This is a genomic window from Candidatus Phytoplasma phoenicium, assembly GCF_001189415.1.
In the GTDB taxonomy this organism is placed as follows: domain Bacteria; phylum Bacillota_I; class Bacilli_A; order Acholeplasmatales; family Acholeplasmataceae; genus Phytoplasma; species Phytoplasma phoenicium.
Map to the genome: position 1 here is coordinate 1 of NZ_JPSQ01000002.1, position 22,811 is coordinate 22,811.

Here is a 22,811-nt window from a genome sequence, read left to right on the forward strand (position 1 = left end):
TTATATTTTTTTTATTTTATATTAATAATTATCATTTATATTTTTATAACCTTGGATTCTTTTTGAACATTTAAAAAATTTAAAGTAAAAATTAATCAAAAAAATTAAATATTAACGATAATTATAATACTATTATTATATCATTTATGAATAATATTATTTTATTAAAATGATTTATTGTTTTCAATATCGATATATTTTATACATATAAATCATAATAAAATTTTGACATTTGTTTTTTTATATGATAAAATTATTATAGTTTATATTCTCAAAGTAAACTTTAAAAAATAATAATTGATAAAAAAGGAATGATATTAAAATTATATGGAGAATGATGATCTGATACTTTATCATCTTAATAATATTTATGCATTATCTTCGTTTCATGAAGAAGTAAAAAGAGGCTTCAAAAAGTGTGGTCTTTAATTTTTGGATTTTGTATTTTAATTTTATTTAATGCTTTTTTTTCTGCTATTGAAATTGCTTTTATTTCTTTAAGTGAAAATAAAATTAATTTAGAAGTCAAAAAAAATATTTCTCAAGCATTAAAAATTAAAAAAATAAAAGAAAAGCCAACTTATTTTTTATCTGTTATTCAAATTATGATTCATGTTGTCAATTGTATTTTTAAATAAAAAAGACTCATAATATAAAAGAATTAAACGTAATAACAAATAATTTCATTGTGAAATTCTCCATAAACTTTAATATTTGTCAATATATATCCAAAAATTATATAATTTGATAAATACAAAAATATTATATTTTTTCTAAACGATCAAAAAGTTTTGATTGTGGATATAAAAACTTACTTTTTGTCACATTAAAATGGTTTAAACTTTCAAAATTAGTTTTTTCAGCTTTAATTTGAGTTAAAATCATATCAGCAGTATCCGGTAAAAAAGGTTTTAAGGCAACTCCAATAAAACGTAATGTTTCAACTAAATTATATAAAAACTCATTTAATTTTACTATATCATTCGTTGATTTAACTAAATTCCAAGGTCGAATGATATCAATATATTTATTACAAAGGCGTACTAATTTCATAATTTTTTCTAAAGCATCGCCTACACGATACAATTTCATATCACAACGCACGGCAGGTAACAAAGCTAAAGCTTCTTGTGGTAAATTAATCATATTATCAAAAGAATTGGTTGTAATAGAAATAGGTTTAATCAATTGATGATTAGAATACTTAGCAATCATACCTAAAGTACGACTTAAGAGATTACCTAAATTATTCACTAAATCTGTATTATAACGTTCTAATAATAACTCATTAGTTAAAATACCATCAGAAACATAAGGGATTTCATGTAAAACAAAATAACGAATTGCATCTACAGAAAAAAATTTTAATAAATCATCAACATAAAGAACATTATTAGTAGATTTAGACATTTTACGATTATTAAATAATAACCAAGGATGAATCAAAAATTGTTTTGGTAAAGGTAAATCTAAAGACATCAATAAAATAGGCCAATAAATCAAATGAAAACGACTAATATCTTTACCTATAACATGTAAATCACAAGGCCAATAATGAAGAAAAAGAGAAGGTTGTTCACGATAAGAATACATTGGTTGATAACCTAAACCACTAATATAATTACTTAAAGCGTCAATCCACACATAAACAATATGTTGAGAATCAAAATTAAAAGGAATCCCCCATTTAAAAGAGGTGCGAGAAATCGATAAATCTGGTAATGGCGTTCGTAATAAATTAAGAATTTCTTTTTTTCTATCAGTTGGTAAAATTAAATAAGATTCATCATTTAAATAAGATATTAATCTTTCTTGATATTGAGATAATTTCAAAAAATAAACTGATTCTTTCATCCATAATGGAACTTCTCCACTTAAAGTTTTACCATCAATTAAATCTTTAGGCATAATATAACTTTCCTCAGCCACCGAATACCAACCTTCATAAACACCTAAATAAATATCACCTTTAGCTAAAAGTTTATCTATAATCAATTGAACAGTTTTTTTATGATTTTTTTCAGATGTTTGTATAAATTTATTATATTTAATATTAACTTTATCACAAATATTTTTGATTTGAGTTGAGATTTTTTGCACATATGTTTGAGGTGATAAATTTTGTTTAAAAGCGTTTTGTTCTATTTTTTGCCCATGTTCATCTGTGCCTGTTTGAAAAAAAACATCATAACCATCTAATCTTTTAAAACGAGCAATAACATCTGCTAAAATAATTTCATAAATATTGCCAATATGAGGCAAAGCCGACGCGTAAAGAATGGAAGTGGTAATAAAAAATTTTTTATTTTCATTCATAAAAATTTACATATCCTTTTCTTTTTCAGATATTTGAATTTTGTATTTACGATAAATATCTTTTTTAGAAAGATGATAATTTTTGGCTAATTTATTAAAAATTTCTTTTTCCGTGAATCCTTTATTTTTCAAAAAAAACATTGCTTCATCCAAATCAACATTATGATATTCATTGCCCGTACAACCCTCTATAACCAAAACATATTCCCCTTTACAAGAAAGTTTTTGGGTTAAAAACTCTTCAATAGTGCCATGCATAATAGTCTCAAATTTTTTTGTCAATTCCCTCATTAAAGCGATTTTTCGTTGAGGATAATATTTTTGTACTAATATCAAAGTATGGGTAATTCTTTGAGGTGATTCATAAAAAATTAAAGTTTCACTCCAAAAACGATATTTTTCCAATGTTTGGTTTTTTTGTTTTATCTTTTTTGGTAAAAAACCACAAAAGATAAAAGGTAAAGCAAAAGATGAAAGACTAAAAGCTGCTAAAAAAGCTGAAGCTCCAGGAACAGTAGTGACATAAAACCCTGCTTTTTGTATTTCTTGAACCAAAAAAAGACCAGGATCACTAATTAAAGGAGTACCAGCATCACTAATTAAAGCTAAATTTTTACCTTGCTGTAATAATGCTAAAAGTTGAGTGATTTTTTGTTTTTCGTTATATTGATGTAAAGATATTAAATGGTTACGCAAATGATAATGATTCAAAAGTATTTGTGCTCGACGTGTATCTTCTGTTAAAATATAATTTACTTGACGTAATATTTCGACTGCACGAAAACTTAGATCAGAAAGATTACCGATAGGTGTTGCTACTAAATATAAAGTAGCTTTGGTTGTTAGAAATGTTTGTTGAATACTAATCATGTATCAATTCTTTTCTTAAATTTTTAACCATTGAACATCTGCATTATTTCTATTAAAAAACCCATAAAACAAAATGGATATTCAATCACTGTTTTTTGTTTTTCTATTTTGTTTAAAAGATTCAATAAAGATTGAAAATGTTGTTCAGAAAGTTTCACTAACCAAGTTTGAGAAAACAATTCCACGGGAAAAACAAAACCCAAAGATTGAGAACGATATTTATACAAATCTAAACAAAAAACTAATAAAAGAATTAAAAAATCCTCTATAAAAACCTTTTGAGTCAATAGATCTTTATGTTCAAACCAAAATTCCATCAACACATCGAATGAAATATGTTTCCATTGACAGAAACTAAAAAAAAATTTTTTTAAATTAAGATAATAAGATGTCAATAAAAAATCAGAAGAAATATTATTGTGTTTTTTTTTTAATAAATTGAAAAACACTTGATCTAAAGGATTAAGTATTTTCTGAGAATTTTGGGGAAATATAGATGAAGAAGAAGTTAAATGAAAAATTTGTACACGAGACAATATTGTTGACAACAACAAATGATGATTATTAGTAAATAAAATGCCTAAAATTTGATTATTCACTGGATTTTCTAAAAAATGTAATAAACTATGTGCTGCTTTTTCAGAAATATGTTCTGCCTTATAAAGGACATACATTTTTTTAGAATTAATCAAAGAAGTATGGTGAAAATGTTGTTGCATTGCTAAAATTTGTTCTTTTGTAATTAAATTATTATACGAAGACAAATAATAAAAATTAGGATAATGATTCACTTGAATCATTTGTTTTAAACATGAAGATATAGAAGTGATTTTTAAAAAAAGTTCTGCTAAATCATAAAGAAATTTTTTTTGTTCCACATCATTACCACCTTCAATTAAATAAATATGAGATAATTTTTGATTTTGTATAATTTGGTGGAATTTAGCTAATAAGTTTTCTGCTATTGTCATAATTTAATTTGAAATAATTTTTCGATTTTATTTTCGATATTTTTTTGAATTAAAGTTAAAGGTTGTTGTGCATCTATGACGCAAATTCTTTGAGGAAATTGTTTGACTATTTGTAAATATCCTTCTCTTATTTTTTGATGAAAAGTTAAATTTTGTAAATCAAAAAAATCCATTTGTTGGCTTCTTTGGGTTCTAATTCTTTGTAAACCAATTTTTGGGTCTAAGTCTAAATAAAAAGTAATATCTGGTAGATTTTGACAAGCCAGCGGATTAATGGTTCGAATGAACTCATCGCCTAAACCTCTAACATACCCTTGATAAACTAAAGAAGAATCTAAATAACGATCACAAATTACAATTTTTGTTTTATCTAAAGCAGGGAGAATGACGTTTTTCAAATGTTCTGTTCGATCAGCAGCATATAATAAAGCTTCAGTGCGAAAATCAATTTGATTATAAAACTTTAATAAGATTTGTTTAATGTCTAAATTAAAATTACTACCCCCTGGTTCTTTCGTTAAAAGAATAGGATATGACATGCTACTGAGTTTTTGAAATAAAGCAATAGATAAAGTTGTTTTTCCTGATCCTTCGCAACCTTCAAAAGAAATAAACATATTTACTTTCCTTTTTCCTTTTTATAAAAAATTTTTTTTAAACAAAGACCTTGAGGAGGAGCCAAAAATGAACATTTAGGCATATCATGTAATTGCAGCATTTTTTGTAAATCAGTAATTTGTTTTTGTTTTTGTCCTATACGAATTAAAAAACCTACTAAAAAAAGAATCATTTGTTTTAAAAAACCTTTCCCATGAAACAATAAAATGTATTTTGTTTTAGTTTCTTTTAATGTTAGATCATATATTGATTTAATAAGTGATTTTTTTTTATCTTTATTACTAGTAAATAAAGTAAAATTATGAGTTCCTTGTAATAAAGGTAAAGCTTGTGATAATCTTTGCCAATCAATATTAGTAAAATAGACTTGAAAACGACAATTAAAAGGGTTAACAGGTTTTTTAGCAAAAACATATTGATAAATTTTCGATTGCACAGAATAACGAGCATGAAAACTCATAGGCATTAAAGTTAAATGGTTAACTTTAATATTCGGAAGTAATATTTTATTTAAAACCAACTTTAAAGTAATAGGTAAAATATAAAAATGAATTTTAAAATGTACTACTTGTCCTTGAGCGTGTACACCTTTATCTGTACGACTAGCAGCAAAAGTTTTAATTTTTTGTTTCGTTGCTTTCCATAAAGCATTTTCTAAAACTGATTGAATGGTTATGATAGGAAAGTTTTGTTTTTGATAACCATGATATTGGGTTCCATCATAACTCAAAACTAATTTATAAGTAAATAATTTCAAATAAAAAAACCTCATTTTATAATTATGTTTACATATAAAAACTAACCACAAATAAAAATAACATGACGACTCCACATACATAGTCTGTGATAGTTAAACAATAAGATATTAACTTAGTTCTTGGTTTTCCTAACACGTAACCACGTGTTTCCATTGCATTAGCTAAAATAAAAGATTTTTTCAAAGATAAAACAAAAATAGGAATCAATATAGATAACAAATAATAAATTCTTTTTCTAATATTTTTCGTATAAAAATTAATGCCACGAGCCATTTGTGCTTTTAAAATTTTTTGCGTAGTTTCTAACAAAAAAGGAATAGACATAAAAATCAAAGAAATCAATAAACAAAACATTTCTACAGGTAATTTTATTTTTTTCAAAGGTTTTAATAAAATTTCTAAACCATCATTAATTTCCATAAAAGAAGTGGTTTGAGCCATTAAAATATTTAAAATAATAAATAACCAAATACGTATACAAATCAAAACAAGTCTGAAAATACATTGGTGCGATAAATATAAAGGTGTTGTAGTGAAAATCATTCCCTCAATGGCAAATTGGGTTAGTAAAAAAGGTAAAAAAAGAAATAAAAACAAAAATAAAACCAACCTAATTTTTTTAAAACCAAAATAATTAGTGATAATGAAGAAAAATAAAAGTATGATGAAAAAAGAAAACAAAGAAATATCCCAAGTCTTAAATTGTAAAAACTTTTCAGATGATGGTGGTATCGTTGTTAAATTAATAATTAAACTTAAAATAATAACAAATTTTAAATAAGATATGTGTTGTAATAAATGAAAGAAAGAAAAATTTAAAGACAACATACAACCAATTAAAAAACCAACAATGATCAAAAAATAAAAACCAAAAAATAAATTAAAATCTTGTTGAGGACTAACCATATTCAAACTAAAAATAATTTTAAACATGAACATAAAGAAAATTATTTTTAAAGCTGGGTTAATGCAAAATAAAAAATGTTTTTTTATTTTATACTCATGATTTAATTCTATCATGTTCATGATTCCTTCTTTGATTGCAAAAATTTTTTTAAATATTTCAATAAAGAAGTTCTTGAATAATGTGGTTTAAAAGGTATTTGCATTTTTTGTGATAATAATTTCATAATTTTAAAAGTTTGAGGTGCTACAAAAGTTGTATTTTGTTGAAAAAAATTTTCTTTTGAACCAAAAAATAATATCTTACCTTTATCTATCAATAAAACTTGATGTGCATATTGAGCTACCAAATCAATATCATGAGTGATCAGAATAATAGTTTTCTGTTCTTCTTGATATTGTTTAGTCAAAATATCCATCATATCTATTTGACTTTTAATATCTAAACCTCTAGTAGGTTCATCTAAAATTAAAACTTTAGGATTCATAGCTAAAATACCAGCGATAGCAACTTTTCTTTGTTGTCCACCAGATAAACTAAAAGGAGAGCAATGAAACAATGAAGAATCAATATTCACTTGTTGCAAAGCTTTGATAGCTTTTTTTTGCGCCTCTACTTCGTTAGAACCAAAATTTTTAGGAGCAAACATAACATCTTTTAATACTGAAATTTCAAAAAGTTGATATTCAGGAAATTGAAAAACTAAACCTATTTGTCTCTTTAACAAGAAAAGTTTTTTTGAAGAAGTATTCGGAAAAATATTTTGTTTAAAAACTTTTAAATAACCGGTAGATGGAGTTAGTAAACCATTCATTAATTGTACTAAAGTAGATTTGCCAGAACCAATAGTTCCTACTACCGCAATAAATTGATTTTGTTCAACAATTTTCAAATTAATATTTCGTAAAACATATTTATTTTTTTTATGATAACAAAAATTTACCTGATTAAATTGTATTGCCATAACAATTCCTTTATTTCTTTATAAAGTTTTTGATTTTTAAAATTCAACTTTTCTTTTTCCAATTGATAATAAATTTGGAGAGCTAAAGGTAAATTATCAAAATACTTATGGACAAAATCATTATCTCGTAACAAATCGATAGGTCGATTTTTTTTCCATAAATCACCTTGTTGATTTAAAATCATAATTTCGTCGCTTTGCAAAGCGAAAGTTAAATCATGGGTAATAGTAATTAAAATTTGTTTTTTTTGTTGATGAATTTGATGAATAATTTGATAAATTTCTTGTACACTTTTAGGATCTAAAAAAGCAGTAGACTCATCAAAAATAATAATTTGAGGTTCCATTACCAAAACAGAAGCTATTGCTACTTTTTGCTTTTGTCCACCAGATAATTCTTGCGGTTTTTTATCTAATAAATGTTCAATATTCAACATATAAGCATATTTTATAATTTTTTGTTGTATAATTATGCGTGATAAATTTTGATTTTCTAAACCAAAAGCCATGTCACTACGTACATCAAACCCCACAAATTGATAATCTGGATTTTGAAAGATAATCCCTATCATAGTTCTTAATGAATGATTATTAAAATGATTAATTTTCGTATTATTAATCCAAATATTTCCTTTCGAAAATGATAACAACCCTACTAAAATATTAACTAAAGTAGTTTTTCCAGAACCATTATCACCCATTAAAGCAATCCATTGACCATCCATAATTTGAAAATTCAAATGATTAAAAACTGTTCGGTCATTGTAACTAAAACATAAATTTTCAACAATAATCATTTAATTTCTAAATTTCTTTTATTTTCCTCTTTTAAATTTTATTAGTAAATAAAATATCTAGAATATAATTCTAGAAAAATAAATATATTTCAACAATAACTTCAACAAAAGTAATTACAATTAGATATTTTTTTAATTTATCATCAAAAAATAAAACAATTGATTTAAATTTTATCTTTTGATGATAATATATTCACAACTCAAACTAAAGAAATAAAAGCCATAGGCGCAGCATCACCTCTACGAAATTCACTTTTAACAATTTTGGTATAACCACTCTGACGATTTTGATACTTTTTAGAAATATCTTGAAATAATTTTTGTAAAACTGTTTTATTTTCATCAATATTTTCATCAAATAAAAAGAGTGAAGCAATTCTTCTAGAATGAAGAGTATTTTTTTTACTTAAAGTAATCACTTTTTCCATCATTTTTCTTAACTCTTTAGCTTTTGATTCTGTGGTTAAAATAAACTCATGAATAATTAAACTAGAAACTAAACTTTTCAACAAGGATTTTTTTTGAGTTGTATTACGTCTTAATCTACTATAAGCCATTGATTTTTTTCCTTCTTTTCTTCTTTTCATTAATATAACTTTTTTAAATTAAATTATTTATAATTTAAATTGAAGTTCTAATTTTTTCATCTTTTTTTTAAGTTCTTCAAAAGATTTTTTACCTAAACTATTCAATTTAGAAATAGATTTTTCACTTTGATTAACTAATTCTTTAACAGTATTAATACCTGATTTTTTTAAACTATTAAATAATCTAACAGATAATTCTAATTGATCAATTCTTAAATCTAAGGCGTGATTATAACTTTCCGTTTGCGGTTCATAAATAAAATTATTATTTTTTAATTTATCACATAAATCAACTAAAACATTAAAATGATCTACTAAAATTTTGGCCGCTGTAGCTAAAGCTTCTTTTGCATTAATAGAATTATTAGTTTCAATATCTAAAATTAATTCTTCTTTATTGTTTAATTTTTGTTCAACATGATAAGTAACACGTACAACTGGTGTATACAAAGAATCAATAGCAATCACACCAAATTGTTTTTTATTATAAATTTTATTTTCTTCTGCGCTTTTATAACCAATCCCTCTTCTTACAGTAACGGACATTTTTAAATGTGCATCTTTGGATAAATGAGCGATGACTTGTTCCTTATTTATAATACAAACACCATCAACGGTTTGAAAATGAGCTGCAGTAACTATTTGTTCTCCATGAACATCAATAAATAATTTTTGTTCAAAGTCCTCATCTTCTGAATCTACATGCACTACTACTTTTTTTAAATTTAAAATAATGGACATAACATCTTCATAAATACCTGGAATAACGCTAAATTCATGCGTTATGCCTTCGATTTGAACATTAACAATAGCAGCTCCAGGTAAAGAAGATAAAAGTACTCTTCTTAAAGAATTACCAATTGTAATTCCATAACCTCTAACTAAACGTTGAATAATAAATCGACTATTTAATAAATCAGCATTTTCTTTTTCAATTGTCATTATAGGTTTAATAAATTTTAATCTATCCATCATAACTCCTTTTTTTTATAATTATCCGCGAGGTCGTTTAGGTGGTCGACACCCATTATGAGGTACAGGAGTTACATCTTTAATAGCCGTAATTTCTAAACCTGATTCTTGTAAAGAACGAATAGAAGTTTCTCTTCCGACGCCAGGACCTTTAATAAAAACTTCAATTTTTTGCATACCTTGTTCTTTTGCTAAAGTGGCTGCTTTACGAGCAACTTGTTGAGCCGCAAAAGAAGTGGATTTTCTACTTCCTTTAAAACCTAAAGATCCAGCATTACTACAAACAATAGCATTACCTTCTAAATCTGTAATAGTCAAAATTGTGTTATTAAAAGTTGTATGTATATGAGCAATCCCTACAGGGATATTTTTCTTAATTTTCTTTTTACGATGAGTTTTTTTTTTTGGTACCATTATTCTTTAAACCTCTTTTTTTGATTTTTTAAAATTTATTTTTTAGTATTTATTTTTTCCGTCTTTTTTTAGCTGTTTTAGCATTATTACGCGTTTTTTGTCCTCTAACAGGTAATCCACGACGATGATGAATACCTCTATCACATCCAATTTCCATTAATCTTTTGATATTTAAAGTTATATTACGTCTTAAAGAACCTTCAACGCTTAACTTAGTACATTCATTACGTAAATGAGATAATTGTTCTTCGCTTAATTTATTAACTCTAATGTTTTCATCAATATGCAAATCACACAAAAGTTTACGAGAAGTTTTAAGGCCGATTCCATAAATATAAGTCAGCGATATTACTACTCTTTTATTACCAGGAATATCTACGCCTGCTATTCTTGCCATTTTAATAATATTTCCTTTCTTACTTAACCTTGTCTTTGATTATGACGACGATTTTTTTTATTAATAATATAAATTCTTTTTTTACGACGTACTATAATATCATCAGCGCTACGTTTTTTTACTGAAGCTCTTACTTTCATTATTTAACAACTGTTCCTTCCAAATAAATTTGTTTCTAATTGTTATTTTTTTATCTTTATAAAAATAAACTTTCTGAATTCATTATCAATTATTATTTTTTATCAATATTTTTATCAATATAACGATAAACAATACGTTTAGTTGAATCTACTTGCACTCTATCTCCTAATAAAATACGAATATTATTAACTTTTATTTTCCCTGAAATACGAGCAAAAATAACCTTTTTATTATCTAAAAGTTCTAATTGAAAGGTAGCATTAGGAAAAACGCCTACAACCCTAGCATCTTTTATATTTGATTTATCCATAATTAATTTTTTTATCCTATTTGACAATCTTTGAATGTTTCATATGTTAAAACATCATAACCACTCGATGTTACTAAAATAGTATGTTCAAAATGAGCACTAAGACTAGCATCCAAAGTTTGTGCTGTCCAACCATCAGGGAGAATTTTAATGTCTTTAGAACCTAAAGTAAACATTGGTTCAATACAAAACACCATACCTGGTTTTAAAATATAATCTTTTAAAACAAAATCGAAATTAAAAATATAAGGTTGTTCATGTAATTTTAAACCTATACCGTGACCAGAAAAAACTTCAATAATACCGTAGTTATTTTTTTGACCAATTTGTGCAATAGCTCGTGAAATATCTGAAATGTGATTACTAGGTTTTACTTTTTTAATACCAGCCCATAAGGCTTCTTTAGTATCTTTTAATAATTGTTGTACTAGAAAAGAAACCGAACCCAAAGTATAAGTAACTGCTGAATCAACATAATAACCTTTATATTTGATACCTGCATCAATTGAAACAATATCGCCAATTTTTAAAATTTGCTTTTTCGAAGGTAAACCATGTACAACTGTCTCATTCACAGAAATACAAATATGCCCCCCGAATCCTTTATAACCTTTAAAAGCGGAAATAACATTACGTTGTTTCATTAAAGCAGCAGCCATCATATCTAAATCCCAAGTCGAAATACCTACTTTTAAACAACTTGATAACTGTTGATGTAACCAAAACAAAATAGAACCCGCTTTTTTCATAATAGCAATTTCGTTAGATGATTTAATAGATATCATAAAATATACAATTCACCATTTTTCTTTTTTCAAAAAAATTATAAAAATGACAATTTAATATGAAATAAAAATATTTTAAAATAATTTATTATACATACTTGTTAAATGAGTTTTTGTATTCATACGTTGTACACATTCTAAAGCAACACCAACTATAATTAAAAGACTAGTTCCGCCAAATTGCATATTCTGTGGTAAGTTTTGATCATAAAACCATTTATAAAACCAATTTAATATATCAGGCATAGCAGCCAATAAAGTTAAAAATATAGCCCCAATTAAAGTAATTTTAAATAATTCATCAGTAATTTTATGTAATGTTTCTTCACCTGGTTTTATGCCTTCTATATAAGCATCTTGTTTAGATAAATGTTCTGTAACATCACGAGGATTAATAACCATAAACATAGAAAAAACAGAAAATAATAAAATAAAAGATAAATAAAGAAAAAAACTTACTCCTAATTCTGGACGTTTCGAAGCTGAAAGATATGAGTCAATAATATTCTTCAAATTACTATTAGAACTAAGAAAAACGCTTATCATATCAAACATATTCATCAAAGAAGTAGCTAAAATAACAGGTAACACACCAGCGCTATTTATTTTAAAAGGAATATGTTTATCAATTTTAGCTTCATGTATTTTATTAACATTAATAGTATAATAAAGAATAGGGATTTTTAAATAAGCGGAACATAAAATAATAGTCAAAACTAATAAACATAATAAATAACTCAAAATAGCGCATCTACTCCATATTGTTAATGCATAATCTTCTGGAGGAGCATATAAAAAATTAAAAGTATTGTATACTTCTTTACTAATATTAATCGCTATTAAAATAGAAATTCCATTTCCTATTCCTTTAGCGGTAATTAAATCAGCTAACCATATACAAATAAAAACGCCAACTACTAAAAAAAAAGTCACTTTCAATTGCATTAATGAGGTGTTTTCGCTAAGTAATCGGTTGTGTTTTAATTGTGAAGTAATACTCAAACCATATCCAAAAGATAAGATCAAAGTTATAAAACGACTAAATAAATTTAGTTTATATTTTCCTTTTTCACCATGTTCTCCCCATTCTTTTAAAAAAGGAACAATTTTATTAGCTAATTGTAGAATAATTGAAGTAGTAATGTAAGGCATCACCCCTAAAGATAAAATAGCAAAAGGAAATTTAGTTTTATCTTTGCCAAAACCAAAATTCAATATCTGATAACGAATACTACTCCAAAATTTAATAGCTTTGTATGTTTTCGAATCTAAACAAGGAACAGGAATGTTGGTGCCAATCACATAAACAAAAATAATAATTAAAGTAAATAAAATTTTATGAATATTTTTTTTTTGAGATATAAAATAATTCATTATTGTTTTCATATTGAACTACCTTACTATCTCAACATTTCCGCCCTTTTGTCGAATAATTTCTTGAGCTTTATTTGAAAATTTAGAAGCTTGGACAGTTAATTTTTTAGTTAATTCTCCTTTAGCTAAAACTTTAATTAAAGACACATTTTTTGGAACAATTTTTTTTTGTATTAATAGTTTTCTATTCACCAAAATATCATTATCAAAAATTTCTAATTCATTTAAGTTAACTAAAGAATATTTAGTTTTTTGAAAACTATAAAATCCCCTTTTAGGAATTCTTTGAAAAAAAGGCGTTTGCCCTCCCTCAAAACCTATTCGAGTTTTTCCACCAGAACGAGCTAACTGTCCTTTATGACCTTTACCAGCAGTTTTACCATTACCACTTCCTGGTCCACGTCCTAACCGTTTTTTTGTTTTACGAGCACCTTTAATCGGTTTTAATAAATGTAACATACTCAACGCTCCTTTATAATAATTTCCTTAACTAAAACTAAATGATGAATTTTTTTAATAATACCTCTAATGGTTTCTGCATCATTTATAATAATTTTTTGATTAATTTTTTTTAAACCCAAAGCATGAGCATTTTTTCTTTGATTCGGTGTTCTACCTATAAGACTTTTTTTTAATATAATTTCTATTTTTTTCATTTAGTTATTCCTTTAAATCGATTATTTAAAGTAACACCTCTTAATTTGCTAACATCTTTTAAACTTCTTAAATTTTTTAAACCTTTAATTAACGCTTTTAAAACATTAACAGAAGTACGAGAACCAAAAATTTTAGAAGAAATATCATTAACACCTGCTAATTCAAAAACTGTACGCGCTGCTTTTCCGCCTGCGATAATTCCTTTACCTTTTGACACAGGTTTTAAAAAAACTTTAGAAGCGCCAAAATTTCCAATTACTTCATGAGGAATAGTAGAACCAAAAAGAGAAATATTAATTAATTTTTTTTTAGCTTTTTCTAAAGCTTTTTTAATAGCGTCACTAACTTCTAAAGCTTTACCTGTAGCGAAACCTATTTTACCTTTTTTATCTCCTACAACAACTAAAGCAGAAAAACGAAAACGACGTCCACCTTTAACCACTTTGGTAATTCTGTTAATTTTAATTACTTTTTCTTCTAAAAATGTCTTTTTTTCATAAATCATTTCTTTTTTCATAGAAATCAAAATTGTAATCCTTCCTTTCTAGCGCATTCTGCTGCTGCTTTAATACGACCGTGATATAAACGTCCATCACGATCAAATACAACACTTTTAATTCCTTGTGCTAAAGCTTTTTGAGCAATGATTTTGCCAATATCGGAAGCTACTTTAATATTAACGACATTAGCATTAATTTCTTTACTATGAACGCTACATAAAGTAATTTGTCTTTGATCATCAATTATTTGAGCATAAAAATATTTTTTAGAATAAAAAATATTTAATCGTGGTCTTTGTGTTGTACCTATAATTTTTTTTCTTAAACGTAAATGACGTCTTTTTCGTAATAAATGCGAAGATGTTTTATTAAACATAATTTATTCCCAAAAAAAATATCCTTTCCTATTTTTTAGCACTTTTTCCTGCTTTACGATGAATATATTGACCCTCATAACAAACACCTTTACCTTGATAAGGGTCAGGCTTACGTAATTTAGCTATCTTAGCAGCAAATTCACCTATAAATTGTTTATCAGCGCCTTTAATAATAATTTCTTTATTTTTGATAATTTCTACTTGTAATTTTTTTGGAATAGGCAATATGATTGGATGAGAAAAACCTAAAGAAAAAACTAATTTTTGTCCGTCTTGTTTAACATCGTAACCCAAACCAACTAATTCTAATTTTTTAGTAAACGATTTATTTAAACCAGAAATCATATTAGCTAATAAAGCTCTCGTTGTGCCATGAATTTTCTTCATAAAAACTTCATTATTAATACGTTCAATTGTAATTACATTATCTTTTGAATTGATTTTTAATAAAGGATAAAATTGGTATGAACATTGATTAGTAGAAGATTTAACATTTACTAAATTATTCTCTTTAATTTCTACTGTAATACCTTGTGGAATATTAATAACTTTTTTTCCTATTCGAGACATAGGTTTTTATTTTCCTTTCATAATTACCAAATATAAGCTAAAACTTGACCACCAATTTTTTGTGTCAAAGCTTCATGATTAGTCAAAATACCTTTAGAAGTTGAAATTAAAGCTATTCCAAAATGAGATACTTTAGGAATTTGTTTCACTGAAACGTATCTCGAAACTCTTTTCAATCCTCTAATAACTCTTTCTTTATCATCTGCATATTTTAGGTAAACTAAAATATTTTTTTGCATTTTATCTAAATGAAAATCTTTAATAAAACCTGTTTTTTTAATCACTTCTAACATTTTCATTTTTAATTTAGAACGAGGTACTGAAAGTTTTTCATAACGCATTTGATTAGCATTACGTATTCTTGTTAATAAATCAGCGATAGGATTTGTTATCATAATACTATTTGTCCTTTACCAACTAATTTTTCTAACGCCAGGTATTTCACCTTTATTAGCTAATTCACGAAATTTAATACGAGATAAACCAAATTTTCTTAGGTATCCACGAGATCTACCATCAATTAAATCAATATTTTTTAAACGAACAGGTGAAGATTGCACTGGTAAACGTGAAAGTCCTTGATAATCTTTGTTTTTTTTTAACTCTAATCTTTTTTCTTTATATTTTAAATATAATAATTTTTGTTTTTGATTTTTTGCAATTTTTGACTTTTTGGCCATAAAAAAATCCTTTCTGTATAAAAATAAAACTTTGTATTAATAAATTTAATTTAACTATTTATAAAAAGGAATACCATAAAATGATAATAATTTTTTTGCATCTACATCTGTTTGTGCTGTTGTTACAATACAAATATCCATGCCACAAATATTTTTAACTTTATCTAAATCAATTTCAGGAAAAACAATTTGCTCTTTAATACCTAAAGCGTAATTCCCTCTTCCATCAAAAGATTTATGAGATAAACCACGAAAATCTCTTATTCTAGGTAAAACAATATTAATTAACTTATTTAAAAAAGCTTCTTTTTTAAAACCTCTTAAAGTAACTTTTAAACCAATAGGATTTCCTTCTCTTAATTTAAAATTAGAAATAGATTTTTTTGCTTTAATAACAAGGGGTCTTTGGCCACTCAATAAACTCAATTGTTCAGCTAAATCATCTAAAATTTTAATATTAGCAATAGCTTCGCCTACCCCCATATTAATCACTATTTTTTCAATTTTAGGAATTTGCATTACAGATGTAAAATTAAAAATTTCTTTTAAAGCCAAAAAGGATTTGTTATCAGTCTGATTATTAATTTTTTTCATTATATATACCTTTTTTAATTAATTGTTTCATCAAAACAAACACCTGATTTTTTTGCATAACGAATTTTTTTTTTATTAGCTTCATAACGTATCCCAACACGTGTAGGGATGTTTTTTTCTGGGTCAATTAAGGCTACATTAGAAATATGAATCGGTGCTTCTTCTTTAAGGATGCTTCCTTTTTCTTCATTATTAGAAGCATTTTTATGTTTCGTCACAATATTAACACCTTCGACTAATACTTTTTGTTCCTTAAAAAAAACTTTTATAACTCTACCTGTTTTATTTTTTTTCTTTTTATCTTCCCCAATAACAAAACGATCTTTTCCTGCTAAAATAAATACAATATCTCCTACTTTAATACTCATCATAATCCCTCATATTATAAATACTTTTTCTGCTAAAGAAAGAAATTTTGTAAAATTACTATTTCTTAATTTTTGATTTTTGACAACAGGGCCAAAAATTCTTGTTCCTCTTAAAGTCATATCATCTTTAATAATAACAGCAGCATTATCATCAAATTTAATATAAGAACCATCTTTACCTCTTAACCATTTTTTGGTACGTAAAATTAAAGCCTTCGATATATCGCCTGCTTTGACCATACCTGAAGGAATAGCTTTTTTAACAGAAACAATAACTACGTCTCCGATATGTGCATATCGTTGTTGACTAGCTCCTGGAATATCAATCACAGAAACAACTTTAGCACCACTATTATCAGCTACTATTAAACGACTATTTCTTTGAATCATAATTGTTTCTCCTTAGTACTAGGACTAGAAATAATATTTAATAAACGAAATTTTTTTGTTTTAGAAAAAGGTCTAGTTTCCATAAAATCAACCTTATCGCCTATTTTTGCGATCTCATCTTGATCGTGTACATAAAATTTATGAGTTTTTTTAATCTTTTTATCATAAAAATTAGCTTTTTTATAATAATTAACTTCAACAGTAATTGTTTTTTGCATTTTATTAGAAACAACAGTTCCCGATAAAACTTTTCTTTCGTTACGCATAACTCTAATATCCTCCTTATCTTATTTCTCTATAAATACTAACAAAAATAAATCAATATATACGATAAAAAAATCACCCATATAAAATATAATTTCAGATATTATATTTTATAATTTAATTAACAAAACGTTAATTATTATCTTTTTTGGAATTGCTAACATTAATATTTTTAGTTAATAAAAAATTTTTTTCTCTAATAACTGTATTTAAACGTGCAATGTTTTTTTTCATTTTAGACACTAAAGATGTATTTTTGGTTTTAGCTAAATCTATTTCTAATTTAATTGTAAACATTCTTTTTTTAAACTCAAAAATTTTATTATTTAATTCTTCTTGATTCATTTGACGCATTTCTTTAATTTTCATATTTCACAACCTCTTTTAACAATTTTAGTTTTAATAGGTAATTTGTGAGATGCTAACCTTAAAGCTTCTCTTTCGACTATTTCTGAGTTATTAACTTCGCTTACTTCAAAAAGAACTCTTCCTTTTTTAACAACGCTAACCCATAAAGTTGGGGCGCCTTTTCCTGAACCCATACGAACTTCTAAAGGTTTACGAGTCAAAGATAAATGTGGGAAGATATTAATCCATAATCTTCCTTTTCTTTCCATACAACGAGTCATCGCAATACGAGCAGATTCAATTTGTTGACTTGAAATCCATGCACCTTCAACAGCGATAAGACCATAATTACCATTAATAATTTTGGTTTGACCTTTAGTTTTGCCTTCATAACTTAAACGATGAGGACGACGATATTTAGTTTTTTTTGGCATTAACATAATAATTTTTTTACCTCTTCGACAACTTTTGTGGATATCTCCGAACAAAATGTTTCCTTATTTCTTGCATTTGTACAAAAAATTGTCTTGTGTCCGCAATAGTTTTATTAGGTAAAACTTCTCCATGAAAAATCCATACTTGGACGCCTAAAACACCATAAGTTGTATGAGCTTCTTCAAAAGCATAATCAATATCAGCTCTAAAAGTATTTAAAGGTACTAAACCTAATGAAATAGTTTCTCTACGAGCGATTTCAGCACCTCCTAAACGTCCTGAAAGAATTATTTTAACTCCTTTAGCGCCACTTTTTAAAACTTTTTGAGTTGTAATTTTTTGTACTGCGCGAAAATAACTTCTTTGTTGTAATTGCATAGCAACATTTTGTGCCACTAAACTCGCTATTTTATCGATTGTCTTCACCTCGAAAACATTCAACAATATTTTTTTATTTATTGTTTTTTCAATTTTTTGTAATAATTTATTTTTTTCTTTGTTATCAGCACCTTGTACTAAACCAATTTTAGAAGTAAATAAATTAATAGTAATTTCTTCACTATTAGATTTTTTTAAACGTTTTATCTCGATTTCTGAAATAATACCTCGAATATAAAACTTTTTAATTAAAGTTCGGATTTTAAAATCTTCATAAACTAAATTAGGAACTTGTTTATCTTCCGCGTACCATTGAGATCTCCAATTTTGGATAATACCCAATCTTAGTCCGTTAGGATTACTCTTTTGTCCCATTATTAACTATCTCCTTTGCTTTGTTTTCGGATAATTGAGGTGCAACTACTATAGTAATATGACTAGTTCTTTTTTTAATTCGATCTGCTCTTCCTTTTGCTCTAGGAAAAAGTCTTGTTAAACGTAAACCTTCGTTCACGAAAATTTCTTTAACATATAAAAATGCTTCGTCTAAACTAAAGTTATTAGTAGCATTTGCAATTGCACTTTTTAAAAGTTTTAAAACAATAGGAGAAGCTGCTTTAGGAGTAAACATTAAAATAGCTTGTGCTTCTTTAATATTTTTACCCCGAATTAAATCCGCAACTAAACGTGTTTTACGCGGAGTAATAGGCATTTGTTTGGCAATCGCTTTTACATTCATGTTAATACCTTCTCAAAATTTTATTTTTTAATATTTTTTTTATTATCTTTAGTGTGTCCGTGAAATTTTCTTGTTGGTGAAAATTCTCCAAATTTATGTCCTACCATATCTTCAGTAATTGAAGAAATAATATATTCTTTCCCATTATAAACAGCAATTTTATGACCAATAAATTCAGGTAAAATAACACTTCTGCGTGAACGTGTTTGAATTACTTTTTTATTTTTTTTATCTTCATTTTGTTTACGAACTTTTGCTAATAAATGTTCGTCACAAAAAGGCCCTTTTTTAATTGAACGAACCATATAATTTTTATCTTTTCCTTAAAATTTATTTTTTACGTTTTTTAATAATTAAATGACTATTAGGTTTATTTTTTTTTCTAGTTTTTACACCGAGAGCTTTTTTACCCCAAGGAGTCATAGGTGCTTTACGTCCAATAGGTGCCCGACCTTCTCCACCACCATGTGGATGATCATTAGGGTTCATAGCAGAACCACGTACTGTAGGACGAATTGATAAATAACGAGTACGTCCTGCTTTGCCATTACGAATCAGTTTATAAACTTCATTCCCAATTACTCCAATAGTAGCACGACAAGTCGCTAAAACTTTACGAATTTCTCCAGAAGGTAAATTTAAAATTATATATTTTTCTTCTTTTTTCACAATTTGAACAGAAGTTCCTGCGCTACGTGATAATTGTCCCCCTTTTCCAGGTTTTATTTCAATATTATGAACAAAAGAACCAACAGGAATATTTTTCAAAGGCAAAGCATTACCAACTTTAATATCAACTTCTGAACCAGAAAAAATTTGATTACCTACTTTTAAATCTTTCGGTGCTAAAATATATCTTTTTTCACCATCTAAATAATGGATTAAAGCAATATTGCAATTACGGTTTGGATCATATTCAATAGTAGCAACCTTACCTGGTATATTATCTTTGTTACGTTTAAAATCAATCAAACGATAATGTTGTTTAACTCCACCGCCACGATGTCTTACAGTTATTTTTCCTTGATTATTTCTTCCACCTGTGCTTTTTTTAGATCGTAACAAACTTTTTTCTGGTACAGAAGTTGTTAATTCTTTAAAGCTTTGTAAAATCATATTACGATGTCCGTTGGATGTTGGTTTGTATTTTTTGAGCGACATTCTATAGTAACCTCAATGCTTTCTTCAATAATAAATAAATATCATATTTATTTTTTTAATTATCATTAAACATACTATCTATTCTTTGGCCTGGAACTAGTTTAAAAATAGCTTTTTTATAAGCTGAAGTATAACCAGAATATTTCCCTTTACGTTGAAACTTAGGTAAAACATTTAGTGTATTAACAGATATAACTTTTACATTAAAAATATATTCCATAGCTTTTTTTAATTCTATTTTATTAGCACTTTTAGCTACTTTAAAAGTATATTTATTGTGTATTTCCATTTGCTTATTAGTATTTTCTGTAATTAGAGGTGATTTCAATAAATCATAAAATTTTAATTTCATTTCAAAATCTCTCCTAATTGAGTAATAGCTGCTTTAGTCATTAAAATACTTTTTATGCTCATAATTTGATAAACACTAATATGAGTAAATTGTTCTAAAGTAACTTGTGCTAAATTATTGGTTGCACGAACTAAATTTTCTGTTAATTTGTCTACAACTACTAACACTTTATTTTTAATATTTAAATTATTTAAAAATTGTTGAAAATTTTTAGTTTTATATTCAGTCATTTCTAAGGAATCAATAACCTTGATATTTTGTTTTTGGATTTGCAAAGACAAAGCTGAAATCATTGCTAATTTTCTAACTTTAGCGTTCATTTTAAAACTATAATCTCTAGGATGAGGACCGAATACAACTCCACCACCACGCCATAAGGGAGAACGTATAGTTCCATGACGTGCATTACCAGTACCTTTTTGCGCCCAAGGTTTCTTTCCTCCACCTGAAACAGATGAACGATTTTTAGTCGCATGTGTTCCTTGACGCATAGCTGCTTTTTGCTGATTAACAACATCATATAGAGATTGTTGGTGAGGTTTGATACCAAAAACAGTATCTATTAAATCCATTGTTGATAACATTTCACCTTTTTGGTTAAACAAATTTAACTGAGGCATGATTTTTCTCTCCCATTATTGTTTTGACTGCTGATTTAATTAAAACTAATCTTTTCTTAGGACCAGGAATGCTACCTTTAATTAAAAACAATTTTTTTTCATCGTTTTTAATAGAAACAATTTTTAAATTTTGTAAAGTTACTTGTTGAAATCCCATTTGTCCTGGAAGATTTTTACCCTTTATGTTGCCTTTAATAGGCCCCATAGAACCAGGTCTTCTATGATAACGTGAACCATGAGTTTCAGGGCCTTTACTTTGATTATGTCTTTTAATCGATCCTTGAAAACCTTTCCCTTTACTAATGCTAGTAACATCAACTAAATCTCCTGGTTGAAAAAGTAGATTTTTTAATGAACCCACTCCTAACATACTCATTTCATTTTGTATATTAGAAGCAAAAGAGATTTCTTTTAAAAAAACTTTAGGATGAGTTTGCGCTTTGTCAAAATGTCCTTTTAAAGGTTTACTAGTTTTTGTGTTTTTTTTTGTACCAAAACCTAATTGAACCGCTTGATAACCATCTTTTTCTAAAGTTTTATGTTGTATAATGGTATTCTCAGAAACATCAACAACAGTAACAGGAATAGAAAATCCTTTTTCGTCAAAAACTTGTGTCATGCCTAATTTTCTTCCTAAAATTCCTTTAGCCATTTTATCCTCTTCCTTAATTCTTAAAATATAAAATTTATCTTTATTAAAAAATTTTAAAAAATTATTTTTTTAATGTTTTTAAAGAAATATTCACAGCAGATGGCAAATTAATATGCATGATTAAAGCATCTATTGTTTTTGCATTAGGATTCATAATTTGTATTAGACGTTTATGTATAGAACGTCCAAATTGTTCTCGACTATCTTTATTCACAAAAGGAGAACGAATTACAGTAAAAACTTCTTTTCGCGTAGGAAGTGGTATAGGACCTTTAATTTTTGCTCCTGTTTTCATAACACTATCAATAATTTTTTTTGCTGCTTGATCAATTAAATGATAATCATAAGTTTTTAAAAGAATTTTTATAACTTCTTGTTCTTTTGACATTTTTTTGGATACCTTCTTTAAACTTGGTTCATTGTTTAGAAATTTATAATCATTAAACAACATGTAGTAGTTAGTTCAACTATGAACTTAGTTCTATACCTATAAACATAAAAACTAAAATGATTAATAAAAAATAAAAAAATATTTTTTGACAAAATAA

Annotated in this window: 38 protein-coding genes; 1 reads left to right on the forward strand and 37 read right to left on the reverse strand. The window is 26.2% G+C overall.

Annotation, left to right across the window (positions count from 1 at the left end):
* Positions 1–416: 416 nt before the first annotated feature.
* Positions 417–638 (forward strand): CNNM domain-containing protein, encoded by a 222-nt coding sequence (locus AlmWB_RS00040; RefSeq protein WP_050336906.1) that lies wholly within the window; start codon positions 417–419, stop codon positions 636–638.
* A gap of 124 nt (positions 639–762) precedes the next feature.
* On the opposite strand, the gene AlmWB_RS01775 is transcribed toward AlmWB_RS00040, so the two are convergent.
* From AlmWB_RS01775 to rpsJ, 37 genes are all read right to left on the reverse strand, one after another.
* Entirely contained in the window at positions 763–2,316 is a 1,554-nt protein-coding gene (locus tag AlmWB_RS01775; protein WP_050336908.1) for a methionine--tRNA ligase, read from the reverse strand.
* A gap of 6 nt (positions 2,317–2,322) precedes the next feature.
* Complete coding sequence (gene rsmI / locus AlmWB_RS01780; RefSeq protein ID WP_050336910.1) at positions 2,323–3,186, reverse strand: 16S rRNA (cytidine(1402)-2'-O)-methyltransferase; 864 nt, start codon at positions 3,184–3,186, stop codon at positions 2,323–2,325.
* Between the two features lie 23 nt (positions 3,187–3,209).
* Entirely contained in the window at positions 3,210–4,157 is a 948-nt protein-coding gene (locus tag AlmWB_RS00055) for a DNA polymerase III delta subunit-related protein (protein WP_050336913.1), read from the reverse strand.
* On the reverse strand, positions 4,154–4,774 hold the full coding sequence (gene tmk, locus AlmWB_RS00060; RefSeq protein WP_050336915.1) for a dTMP kinase: 621 nt from the start codon (positions 4,772–4,774) through the stop codon (positions 4,154–4,156). Before tmk ends, AlmWB_RS00055 begins: the two co-directional genes overlap by 4 nt.
* Positions 4,775–4,776: 2 nt before the next feature.
* A complete protein-coding gene (truA, locus tag AlmWB_RS00065; protein WP_050336979.1) occupies positions 4,777–5,532 on the reverse strand; it encodes a tRNA pseudouridine(38-40) synthase TruA in 756 nt (251 codons plus the stop codon).
* Between the two features lie 28 nt (positions 5,533–5,560).
* The gene (locus AlmWB_RS00070; RefSeq protein WP_050336917.1) at positions 5,561–6,553 is read right to left on the reverse strand and encodes an energy-coupling factor transporter transmembrane component T; all 993 of its coding nucleotides are present in this window, start codon (positions 6,551–6,553) and stop codon (positions 5,561–5,563) included.
* 2 nt (positions 6,554–6,555) lie between these two features.
* Positions 6,556–7,401: an ATP-binding cassette domain-containing protein gene (locus AlmWB_RS00075; protein ID WP_050336919.1), complete on the reverse strand. Its 846-nt coding sequence runs from the start codon at positions 7,399–7,401 to the stop codon at positions 6,556–6,558.
* A complete protein-coding gene (locus tag AlmWB_RS00080; RefSeq protein WP_050336922.1) occupies positions 7,377–8,198 on the reverse strand; it encodes an energy-coupling factor ABC transporter ATP-binding protein in 822 nt (273 codons plus the stop codon). Before AlmWB_RS00080 ends, AlmWB_RS00075 begins: the two co-directional genes overlap by 25 nt.
* A gap of 200 nt (positions 8,199–8,398) precedes the next feature.
* On the reverse strand, positions 8,399–8,755 hold the full coding sequence (gene rplQ / locus AlmWB_RS00085; RefSeq protein WP_050336980.1) for a 50S ribosomal protein L17: 357 nt from the start codon (positions 8,753–8,755) through the stop codon (positions 8,399–8,401).
* Between the two features lie 57 nt (positions 8,756–8,812).
* Complete coding sequence (locus tag AlmWB_RS00090) at positions 8,813–9,757, reverse strand: DNA-directed RNA polymerase subunit alpha (RefSeq protein WP_050336924.1); 945 nt, start codon at positions 9,755–9,757, stop codon at positions 8,813–8,815.
* A 21-nt stretch (positions 9,758–9,778) separates the two neighbouring features.
* Entirely contained in the window at positions 9,779–10,171 is a 393-nt protein-coding gene (rpsK, locus tag AlmWB_RS00095; RefSeq protein WP_050336926.1) for a 30S ribosomal protein S11, read from the reverse strand.
* A gap of 49 nt (positions 10,172–10,220) precedes the next feature.
* The gene (gene rpsM / locus AlmWB_RS00100) at positions 10,221–10,568 is read right to left on the reverse strand and encodes a 30S ribosomal protein S13 (RefSeq protein ID WP_050336928.1); all 348 of its coding nucleotides are present in this window, start codon (positions 10,566–10,568) and stop codon (positions 10,221–10,223) included.
* Positions 10,569–10,591: 23 nt separating this feature from the next.
* Positions 10,592–10,708: a 50S ribosomal protein L36 gene (gene rpmJ, locus AlmWB_RS00105; RefSeq protein ID WP_050336930.1), complete on the reverse strand. Its 117-nt coding sequence runs from the start codon at positions 10,706–10,708 to the stop codon at positions 10,592–10,594.
* A gap of 92 nt (positions 10,709–10,800) precedes the next feature.
* On the reverse strand, positions 10,801–11,019 hold the full coding sequence (locus AlmWB_RS00110; RefSeq protein WP_050336932.1) for a S1 domain-containing protein: 219 nt from the start codon (positions 11,017–11,019) through the stop codon (positions 10,801–10,803).
* Positions 11,020–11,030: 11 nt separating this feature from the next.
* Entirely contained in the window at positions 11,031–11,804 is a 774-nt protein-coding gene (gene map, locus AlmWB_RS00115; protein ID WP_050336934.1) for a type I methionyl aminopeptidase, read from the reverse strand.
* A 75-nt stretch (positions 11,805–11,879) separates the two neighbouring features.
* Positions 11,880–13,190, reverse strand: a complete 1,311-nt coding sequence (gene secY, locus AlmWB_RS00120; RefSeq protein ID WP_050336935.1) for a preprotein translocase subunit SecY — start codon at positions 13,188–13,190, stop codon at positions 11,880–11,882.
* 6 nt (positions 13,191–13,196) lie between these two features.
* A complete protein-coding gene (rplO, locus tag AlmWB_RS00125; protein WP_050336938.1) occupies positions 13,197–13,637 on the reverse strand; it encodes a 50S ribosomal protein L15 in 441 nt (146 codons plus the stop codon).
* 2 nt (positions 13,638–13,639) lie between these two features.
* Positions 13,640–13,834, reverse strand: a complete 195-nt coding sequence (gene rpmD, locus AlmWB_RS00130) for a 50S ribosomal protein L30 (protein ID WP_050336940.1) — start codon at positions 13,832–13,834, stop codon at positions 13,640–13,642.
* Positions 13,831–14,352: a 30S ribosomal protein S5 gene (gene rpsE, locus AlmWB_RS00135; RefSeq protein WP_083993332.1), complete on the reverse strand. Its 522-nt coding sequence runs from the start codon at positions 14,350–14,352 to the stop codon at positions 13,831–13,833. Before rpsE ends, rpmD begins: the two co-directional genes overlap by 4 nt.
* 5 nt (positions 14,353–14,357) lie before the next feature.
* Entirely contained in the window at positions 14,358–14,711 is a 354-nt protein-coding gene (gene rplR / locus AlmWB_RS00140; RefSeq protein WP_050336942.1) for a 50S ribosomal protein L18, read from the reverse strand.
* 28 nt (positions 14,712–14,739) lie between these two features.
* Positions 14,740–15,282, reverse strand: a complete 543-nt coding sequence (rplF, locus tag AlmWB_RS00145; RefSeq protein ID WP_050336945.1) for a 50S ribosomal protein L6 — start codon at positions 15,280–15,282, stop codon at positions 14,740–14,742.
* 23 nt (positions 15,283–15,305) lie between these two features.
* A complete protein-coding gene (gene rpsH / locus AlmWB_RS00150; RefSeq protein ID WP_050336948.1) occupies positions 15,306–15,680 on the reverse strand; it encodes a 30S ribosomal protein S8 in 375 nt (124 codons plus the stop codon).
* A gap of 12 nt (positions 15,681–15,692) precedes the next feature.
* Complete coding sequence (gene rpsN / locus AlmWB_RS00155) at positions 15,693–15,962, reverse strand: 30S ribosomal protein S14 (RefSeq protein WP_050336950.1); 270 nt, start codon at positions 15,960–15,962, stop codon at positions 15,693–15,695.
* A 54-nt stretch (positions 15,963–16,016) separates the two neighbouring features.
* Positions 16,017–16,556 (reverse strand): 50S ribosomal protein L5, encoded by a 540-nt coding sequence (gene rplE, locus AlmWB_RS00160; RefSeq protein ID WP_050336952.1) that lies wholly within the window; start codon positions 16,554–16,556, stop codon positions 16,017–16,019.
* Positions 16,557–16,570: 14 nt separating this feature from the next.
* Positions 16,571–16,924, reverse strand: a complete 354-nt coding sequence (rplX, locus tag AlmWB_RS00165; RefSeq protein WP_050336954.1) for a 50S ribosomal protein L24 — start codon at positions 16,922–16,924, stop codon at positions 16,571–16,573.
* Positions 16,925–16,933: 9 nt separating this feature from the next.
* On the reverse strand, positions 16,934–17,314 hold the full coding sequence (gene rplN, locus AlmWB_RS00170; RefSeq protein WP_050336956.1) for a 50S ribosomal protein L14: 381 nt from the start codon (positions 17,312–17,314) through the stop codon (positions 16,934–16,936).
* Positions 17,311–17,580 carry a 30S ribosomal protein S17 gene (gene rpsQ, locus AlmWB_RS00175; protein WP_050336958.1) on the reverse strand — a complete coding sequence of 90 codons (270 nt, stop codon included), beginning with the start codon at positions 17,578–17,580 and terminating at the stop codon, positions 17,311–17,313. The genes rplN and rpsQ overlap by 4 nt, the downstream gene beginning before the upstream one ends.
* Before the next feature lie 130 nt (positions 17,581–17,710).
* Complete coding sequence (rpmC, locus tag AlmWB_RS00180) at positions 17,711–17,947, reverse strand: 50S ribosomal protein L29 (protein WP_050336960.1); 237 nt, start codon at positions 17,945–17,947, stop codon at positions 17,711–17,713.
* The gene (rplP, locus tag AlmWB_RS00185) at positions 17,944–18,366 is read right to left on the reverse strand and encodes a 50S ribosomal protein L16 (protein WP_050336962.1); all 423 of its coding nucleotides are present in this window, start codon (positions 18,364–18,366) and stop codon (positions 17,944–17,946) included. The genes rpmC and rplP overlap by 4 nt, the downstream gene beginning before the upstream one ends.
* Before the next feature lie 10 nt (positions 18,367–18,376).
* The gene (rpsC, locus tag AlmWB_RS00190) at positions 18,377–19,114 is read right to left on the reverse strand and encodes a 30S ribosomal protein S3 (RefSeq protein WP_050336964.1); all 738 of its coding nucleotides are present in this window, start codon (positions 19,112–19,114) and stop codon (positions 18,377–18,379) included.
* Entirely contained in the window at positions 19,098–19,478 is a 381-nt protein-coding gene (gene rplV, locus AlmWB_RS00195; protein WP_050336967.1) for a 50S ribosomal protein L22, read from the reverse strand. The genes rpsC and rplV overlap by 17 nt, the downstream gene beginning before the upstream one ends.
* Positions 19,479–19,498: 20 nt before the next feature.
* Positions 19,499–19,783 (reverse strand): 30S ribosomal protein S19, encoded by a 285-nt coding sequence (rpsS, locus tag AlmWB_RS00200; protein WP_050336969.1) that lies wholly within the window; start codon positions 19,781–19,783, stop codon positions 19,499–19,501.
* A gap of 25 nt (positions 19,784–19,808) precedes the next feature.
* Positions 19,809–20,639 (reverse strand): 50S ribosomal protein L2, encoded by an 831-nt coding sequence (gene rplB / locus AlmWB_RS00205; RefSeq protein ID WP_050336971.1) that lies wholly within the window; start codon positions 20,637–20,639, stop codon positions 19,809–19,811.
* A gap of 55 nt (positions 20,640–20,694) precedes the next feature.
* Positions 20,695–20,991: a 50S ribosomal protein L23 gene (rplW, locus tag AlmWB_RS00210; protein WP_050336973.1), complete on the reverse strand. Its 297-nt coding sequence runs from the start codon at positions 20,989–20,991 to the stop codon at positions 20,695–20,697.
* Complete coding sequence (gene rplD, locus AlmWB_RS00215; protein WP_050336974.1) at positions 20,988–21,611, reverse strand: 50S ribosomal protein L4; 624 nt, start codon at positions 21,609–21,611, stop codon at positions 20,988–20,990. The genes rplW and rplD overlap by 4 nt, the downstream gene beginning before the upstream one ends.
* A complete protein-coding gene (gene rplC / locus AlmWB_RS00220; protein WP_050336976.1) occupies positions 21,589–22,263 on the reverse strand; it encodes a 50S ribosomal protein L3 in 675 nt (224 codons plus the stop codon). Before rplC ends, rplD begins: the two co-directional genes overlap by 23 nt.
* 61 nt (positions 22,264–22,324) lie before the next feature.
* A complete protein-coding gene (rpsJ, locus tag AlmWB_RS00225) occupies positions 22,325–22,651 on the reverse strand; it encodes a 30S ribosomal protein S10 (RefSeq protein WP_050336978.1) in 327 nt (108 codons plus the stop codon).
* Positions 22,652–22,811: the final 160 nt, after the last annotated feature.

What these genes read in the sequence shown, in the direction of transcription:
- rplF (WP_050336945.1), bottom strand. Translation starts at nt 15,282, where the DNA reads ATGTCTCGAATAGGAAAAAAAGTTATTAATATTCCACAAGGTATTACA.
- rpsK (WP_050336926.1), bottom strand. Translation starts at nt 10,171, where the DNA reads ATGGTACCAAAAAAAAAAACTCATCGTAAAAAGAAAATTAAGAAAAAT.
- rsmI (WP_050336910.1), bottom strand. Translation starts at nt 3,186, where the DNA reads ATGATTAGTATTCAACAAACATTTCTAACAACCAAAGCTACTTTATAT.
- rplC (WP_050336976.1), bottom strand. Translation starts at nt 22,263, where the DNA reads ATGGCTAAAGGAATTTTAGGAAGAAAATTAGGCATGACACAAGTTTTT.
- rpsC (WP_050336964.1), bottom strand. Translation starts at nt 19,114, where the DNA reads ATGGGACAAAAGAGTAATCCTAACGGACTAAGATTGGGTATTATCCAA.
- AlmWB_RS01775 (WP_050336908.1), bottom strand. Translation starts at nt 2,316, where the DNA reads ATGAATGAAAATAAAAAATTTTTTATTACCACTTCCATTCTTTACGCG.
- rpsJ (WP_050336978.1), bottom strand. Translation starts at nt 22,651, where the DNA reads ATGTCAAAAGAACAAGAAGTTATAAAAATTCTTTTAAAAACTTATGAT.
- rpmC (WP_050336960.1), bottom strand. Translation starts at nt 17,947, where the DNA reads ATGAAAATTAAAGAAATGCGTCAAATGAATCAAGAAGAATTAAATAAT.
- rplE (WP_050336952.1), bottom strand. Translation starts at nt 16,556, where the DNA reads ATGAAAAAAATTAATAATCAGACTGATAACAAATCCTTTTTGGCTTTA.
- rpsM (WP_050336928.1), bottom strand. Translation starts at nt 10,568, where the DNA reads ATGGCAAGAATAGCAGGCGTAGATATTCCTGGTAATAAAAGAGTAGTA.
- AlmWB_RS00090 (WP_050336924.1), bottom strand. Translation starts at nt 9,757, where the DNA reads ATGGATAGATTAAAATTTATTAAACCTATAATGACAATTGAAAAAGAA.
- rplW (WP_050336973.1), bottom strand. Translation starts at nt 20,991, where the DNA reads ATGAAATTAAAATTTTATGATTTATTGAAATCACCTCTAATTACAGAA.
- rpmJ (WP_050336930.1), bottom strand. Translation starts at nt 10,708, where the DNA reads ATGAAAGTAAGAGCTTCAGTAAAAAAACGTAGCGCTGATGATATTATA.
- rpsQ (WP_050336958.1), bottom strand. Translation starts at nt 17,580, where the DNA reads ATGCGTAACGAAAGAAAAGTTTTATCGGGAACTGTTGTTTCTAATAAA.
- map (WP_050336934.1), bottom strand. Translation starts at nt 11,804, where the DNA reads ATGATATCTATTAAATCATCTAACGAAATTGCTATTATGAAAAAAGCG.
- AlmWB_RS00055 (WP_050336913.1), bottom strand. Translation starts at nt 4,157, where the DNA reads ATGACAATAGCAGAAAACTTATTAGCTAAATTCCACCAAATTATACAA.
- rplN (WP_050336956.1), bottom strand. Translation starts at nt 17,314, where the DNA reads ATGATTCAAAGAAATAGTCGTTTAATAGTAGCTGATAATAGTGGTGCT.
- AlmWB_RS00075 (WP_050336919.1), bottom strand. Translation starts at nt 7,401, where the DNA reads ATGGCAATACAATTTAATCAGGTAAATTTTTGTTATCATAAAAAAAAT.
- rplX (WP_050336954.1), bottom strand. Translation starts at nt 16,924, where the DNA reads ATGAGTATTAAAGTAGGAGATATTGTATTTATTTTAGCAGGAAAAGAT.
- rpsN (WP_050336950.1), bottom strand. Translation starts at nt 15,962, where the DNA reads ATGGCCAAAAAGTCAAAAATTGCAAAAAATCAAAAACAAAAATTATTA.
- rpsE (WP_083993332.1), bottom strand. Translation starts at nt 14,352, where the DNA reads ATGAAAAAAGAAATGATTTATGAAAAAAAGACATTTTTAGAAGAAAAA.
- secY (WP_050336935.1), bottom strand. Translation starts at nt 13,190, where the DNA reads ATGAAAACAATAATGAATTATTTTATATCTCAAAAAAAAAATATTCAT.
- rplB (WP_050336971.1), bottom strand. Translation starts at nt 20,639, where the DNA reads ATGTCGCTCAAAAAATACAAACCAACATCCAACGGACATCGTAATATG.
- rplP (WP_050336962.1), bottom strand. Translation starts at nt 18,366, where the DNA reads ATGTTAATGCCAAAAAAAACTAAATATCGTCGTCCTCATCGTTTAAGT.
- rpsS (WP_050336969.1), bottom strand. Translation starts at nt 19,783, where the DNA reads ATGGTTCGTTCAATTAAAAAAGGGCCTTTTTGTGACGAACATTTATTA.
- rplR (WP_050336942.1), bottom strand. Translation starts at nt 14,711, where the DNA reads ATGTTTAATAAAACATCTTCGCATTTATTACGAAAAAGACGTCATTTA.
- rplQ (WP_050336980.1), bottom strand. Translation starts at nt 8,755, where the DNA reads ATGGCTTATAGTAGATTAAGACGTAATACAACTCAAAAAAAATCCTTG.
- rplO (WP_050336938.1), bottom strand. Translation starts at nt 13,637, where the DNA reads ATGTTACATTTATTAAAACCGATTAAAGGTGCTCGTAAAACAAAAAAA.
- rpmD (WP_050336940.1), bottom strand. Translation starts at nt 13,834, where the DNA reads ATGAAAAAAATAGAAATTATATTAAAAAAAAGTCTTATAGGTAGAACA.
- AlmWB_RS00110 (WP_050336932.1), bottom strand. Translation starts at nt 11,019, where the DNA reads ATGGATAAATCAAATATAAAAGATGCTAGGGTTGTAGGCGTTTTTCCT.
- rplV (WP_050336967.1), bottom strand. Translation starts at nt 19,478, where the DNA reads ATGAATGTAAAAGCGATTGCCAAACAAATGCCTATTACTCCGCGTAAA.
- rplD (WP_050336974.1), bottom strand. Translation starts at nt 21,611, where the DNA reads ATGCCTCAGTTAAATTTGTTTAACCAAAAAGGTGAAATGTTATCAACA.
- AlmWB_RS00070 (WP_050336917.1), bottom strand. Translation starts at nt 6,553, where the DNA reads ATGATAGAATTAAATCATGAGTATAAAATAAAAAAACATTTTTTATTT.
- AlmWB_RS00080 (WP_050336922.1), bottom strand. Translation starts at nt 8,198, where the DNA reads ATGATTATTGTTGAAAATTTATGTTTTAGTTACAATGACCGAACAGTT.
- tmk (WP_050336915.1), bottom strand. Translation starts at nt 4,774, where the DNA reads ATGTTTATTTCTTTTGAAGGTTGCGAAGGATCAGGAAAAACAACTTTA.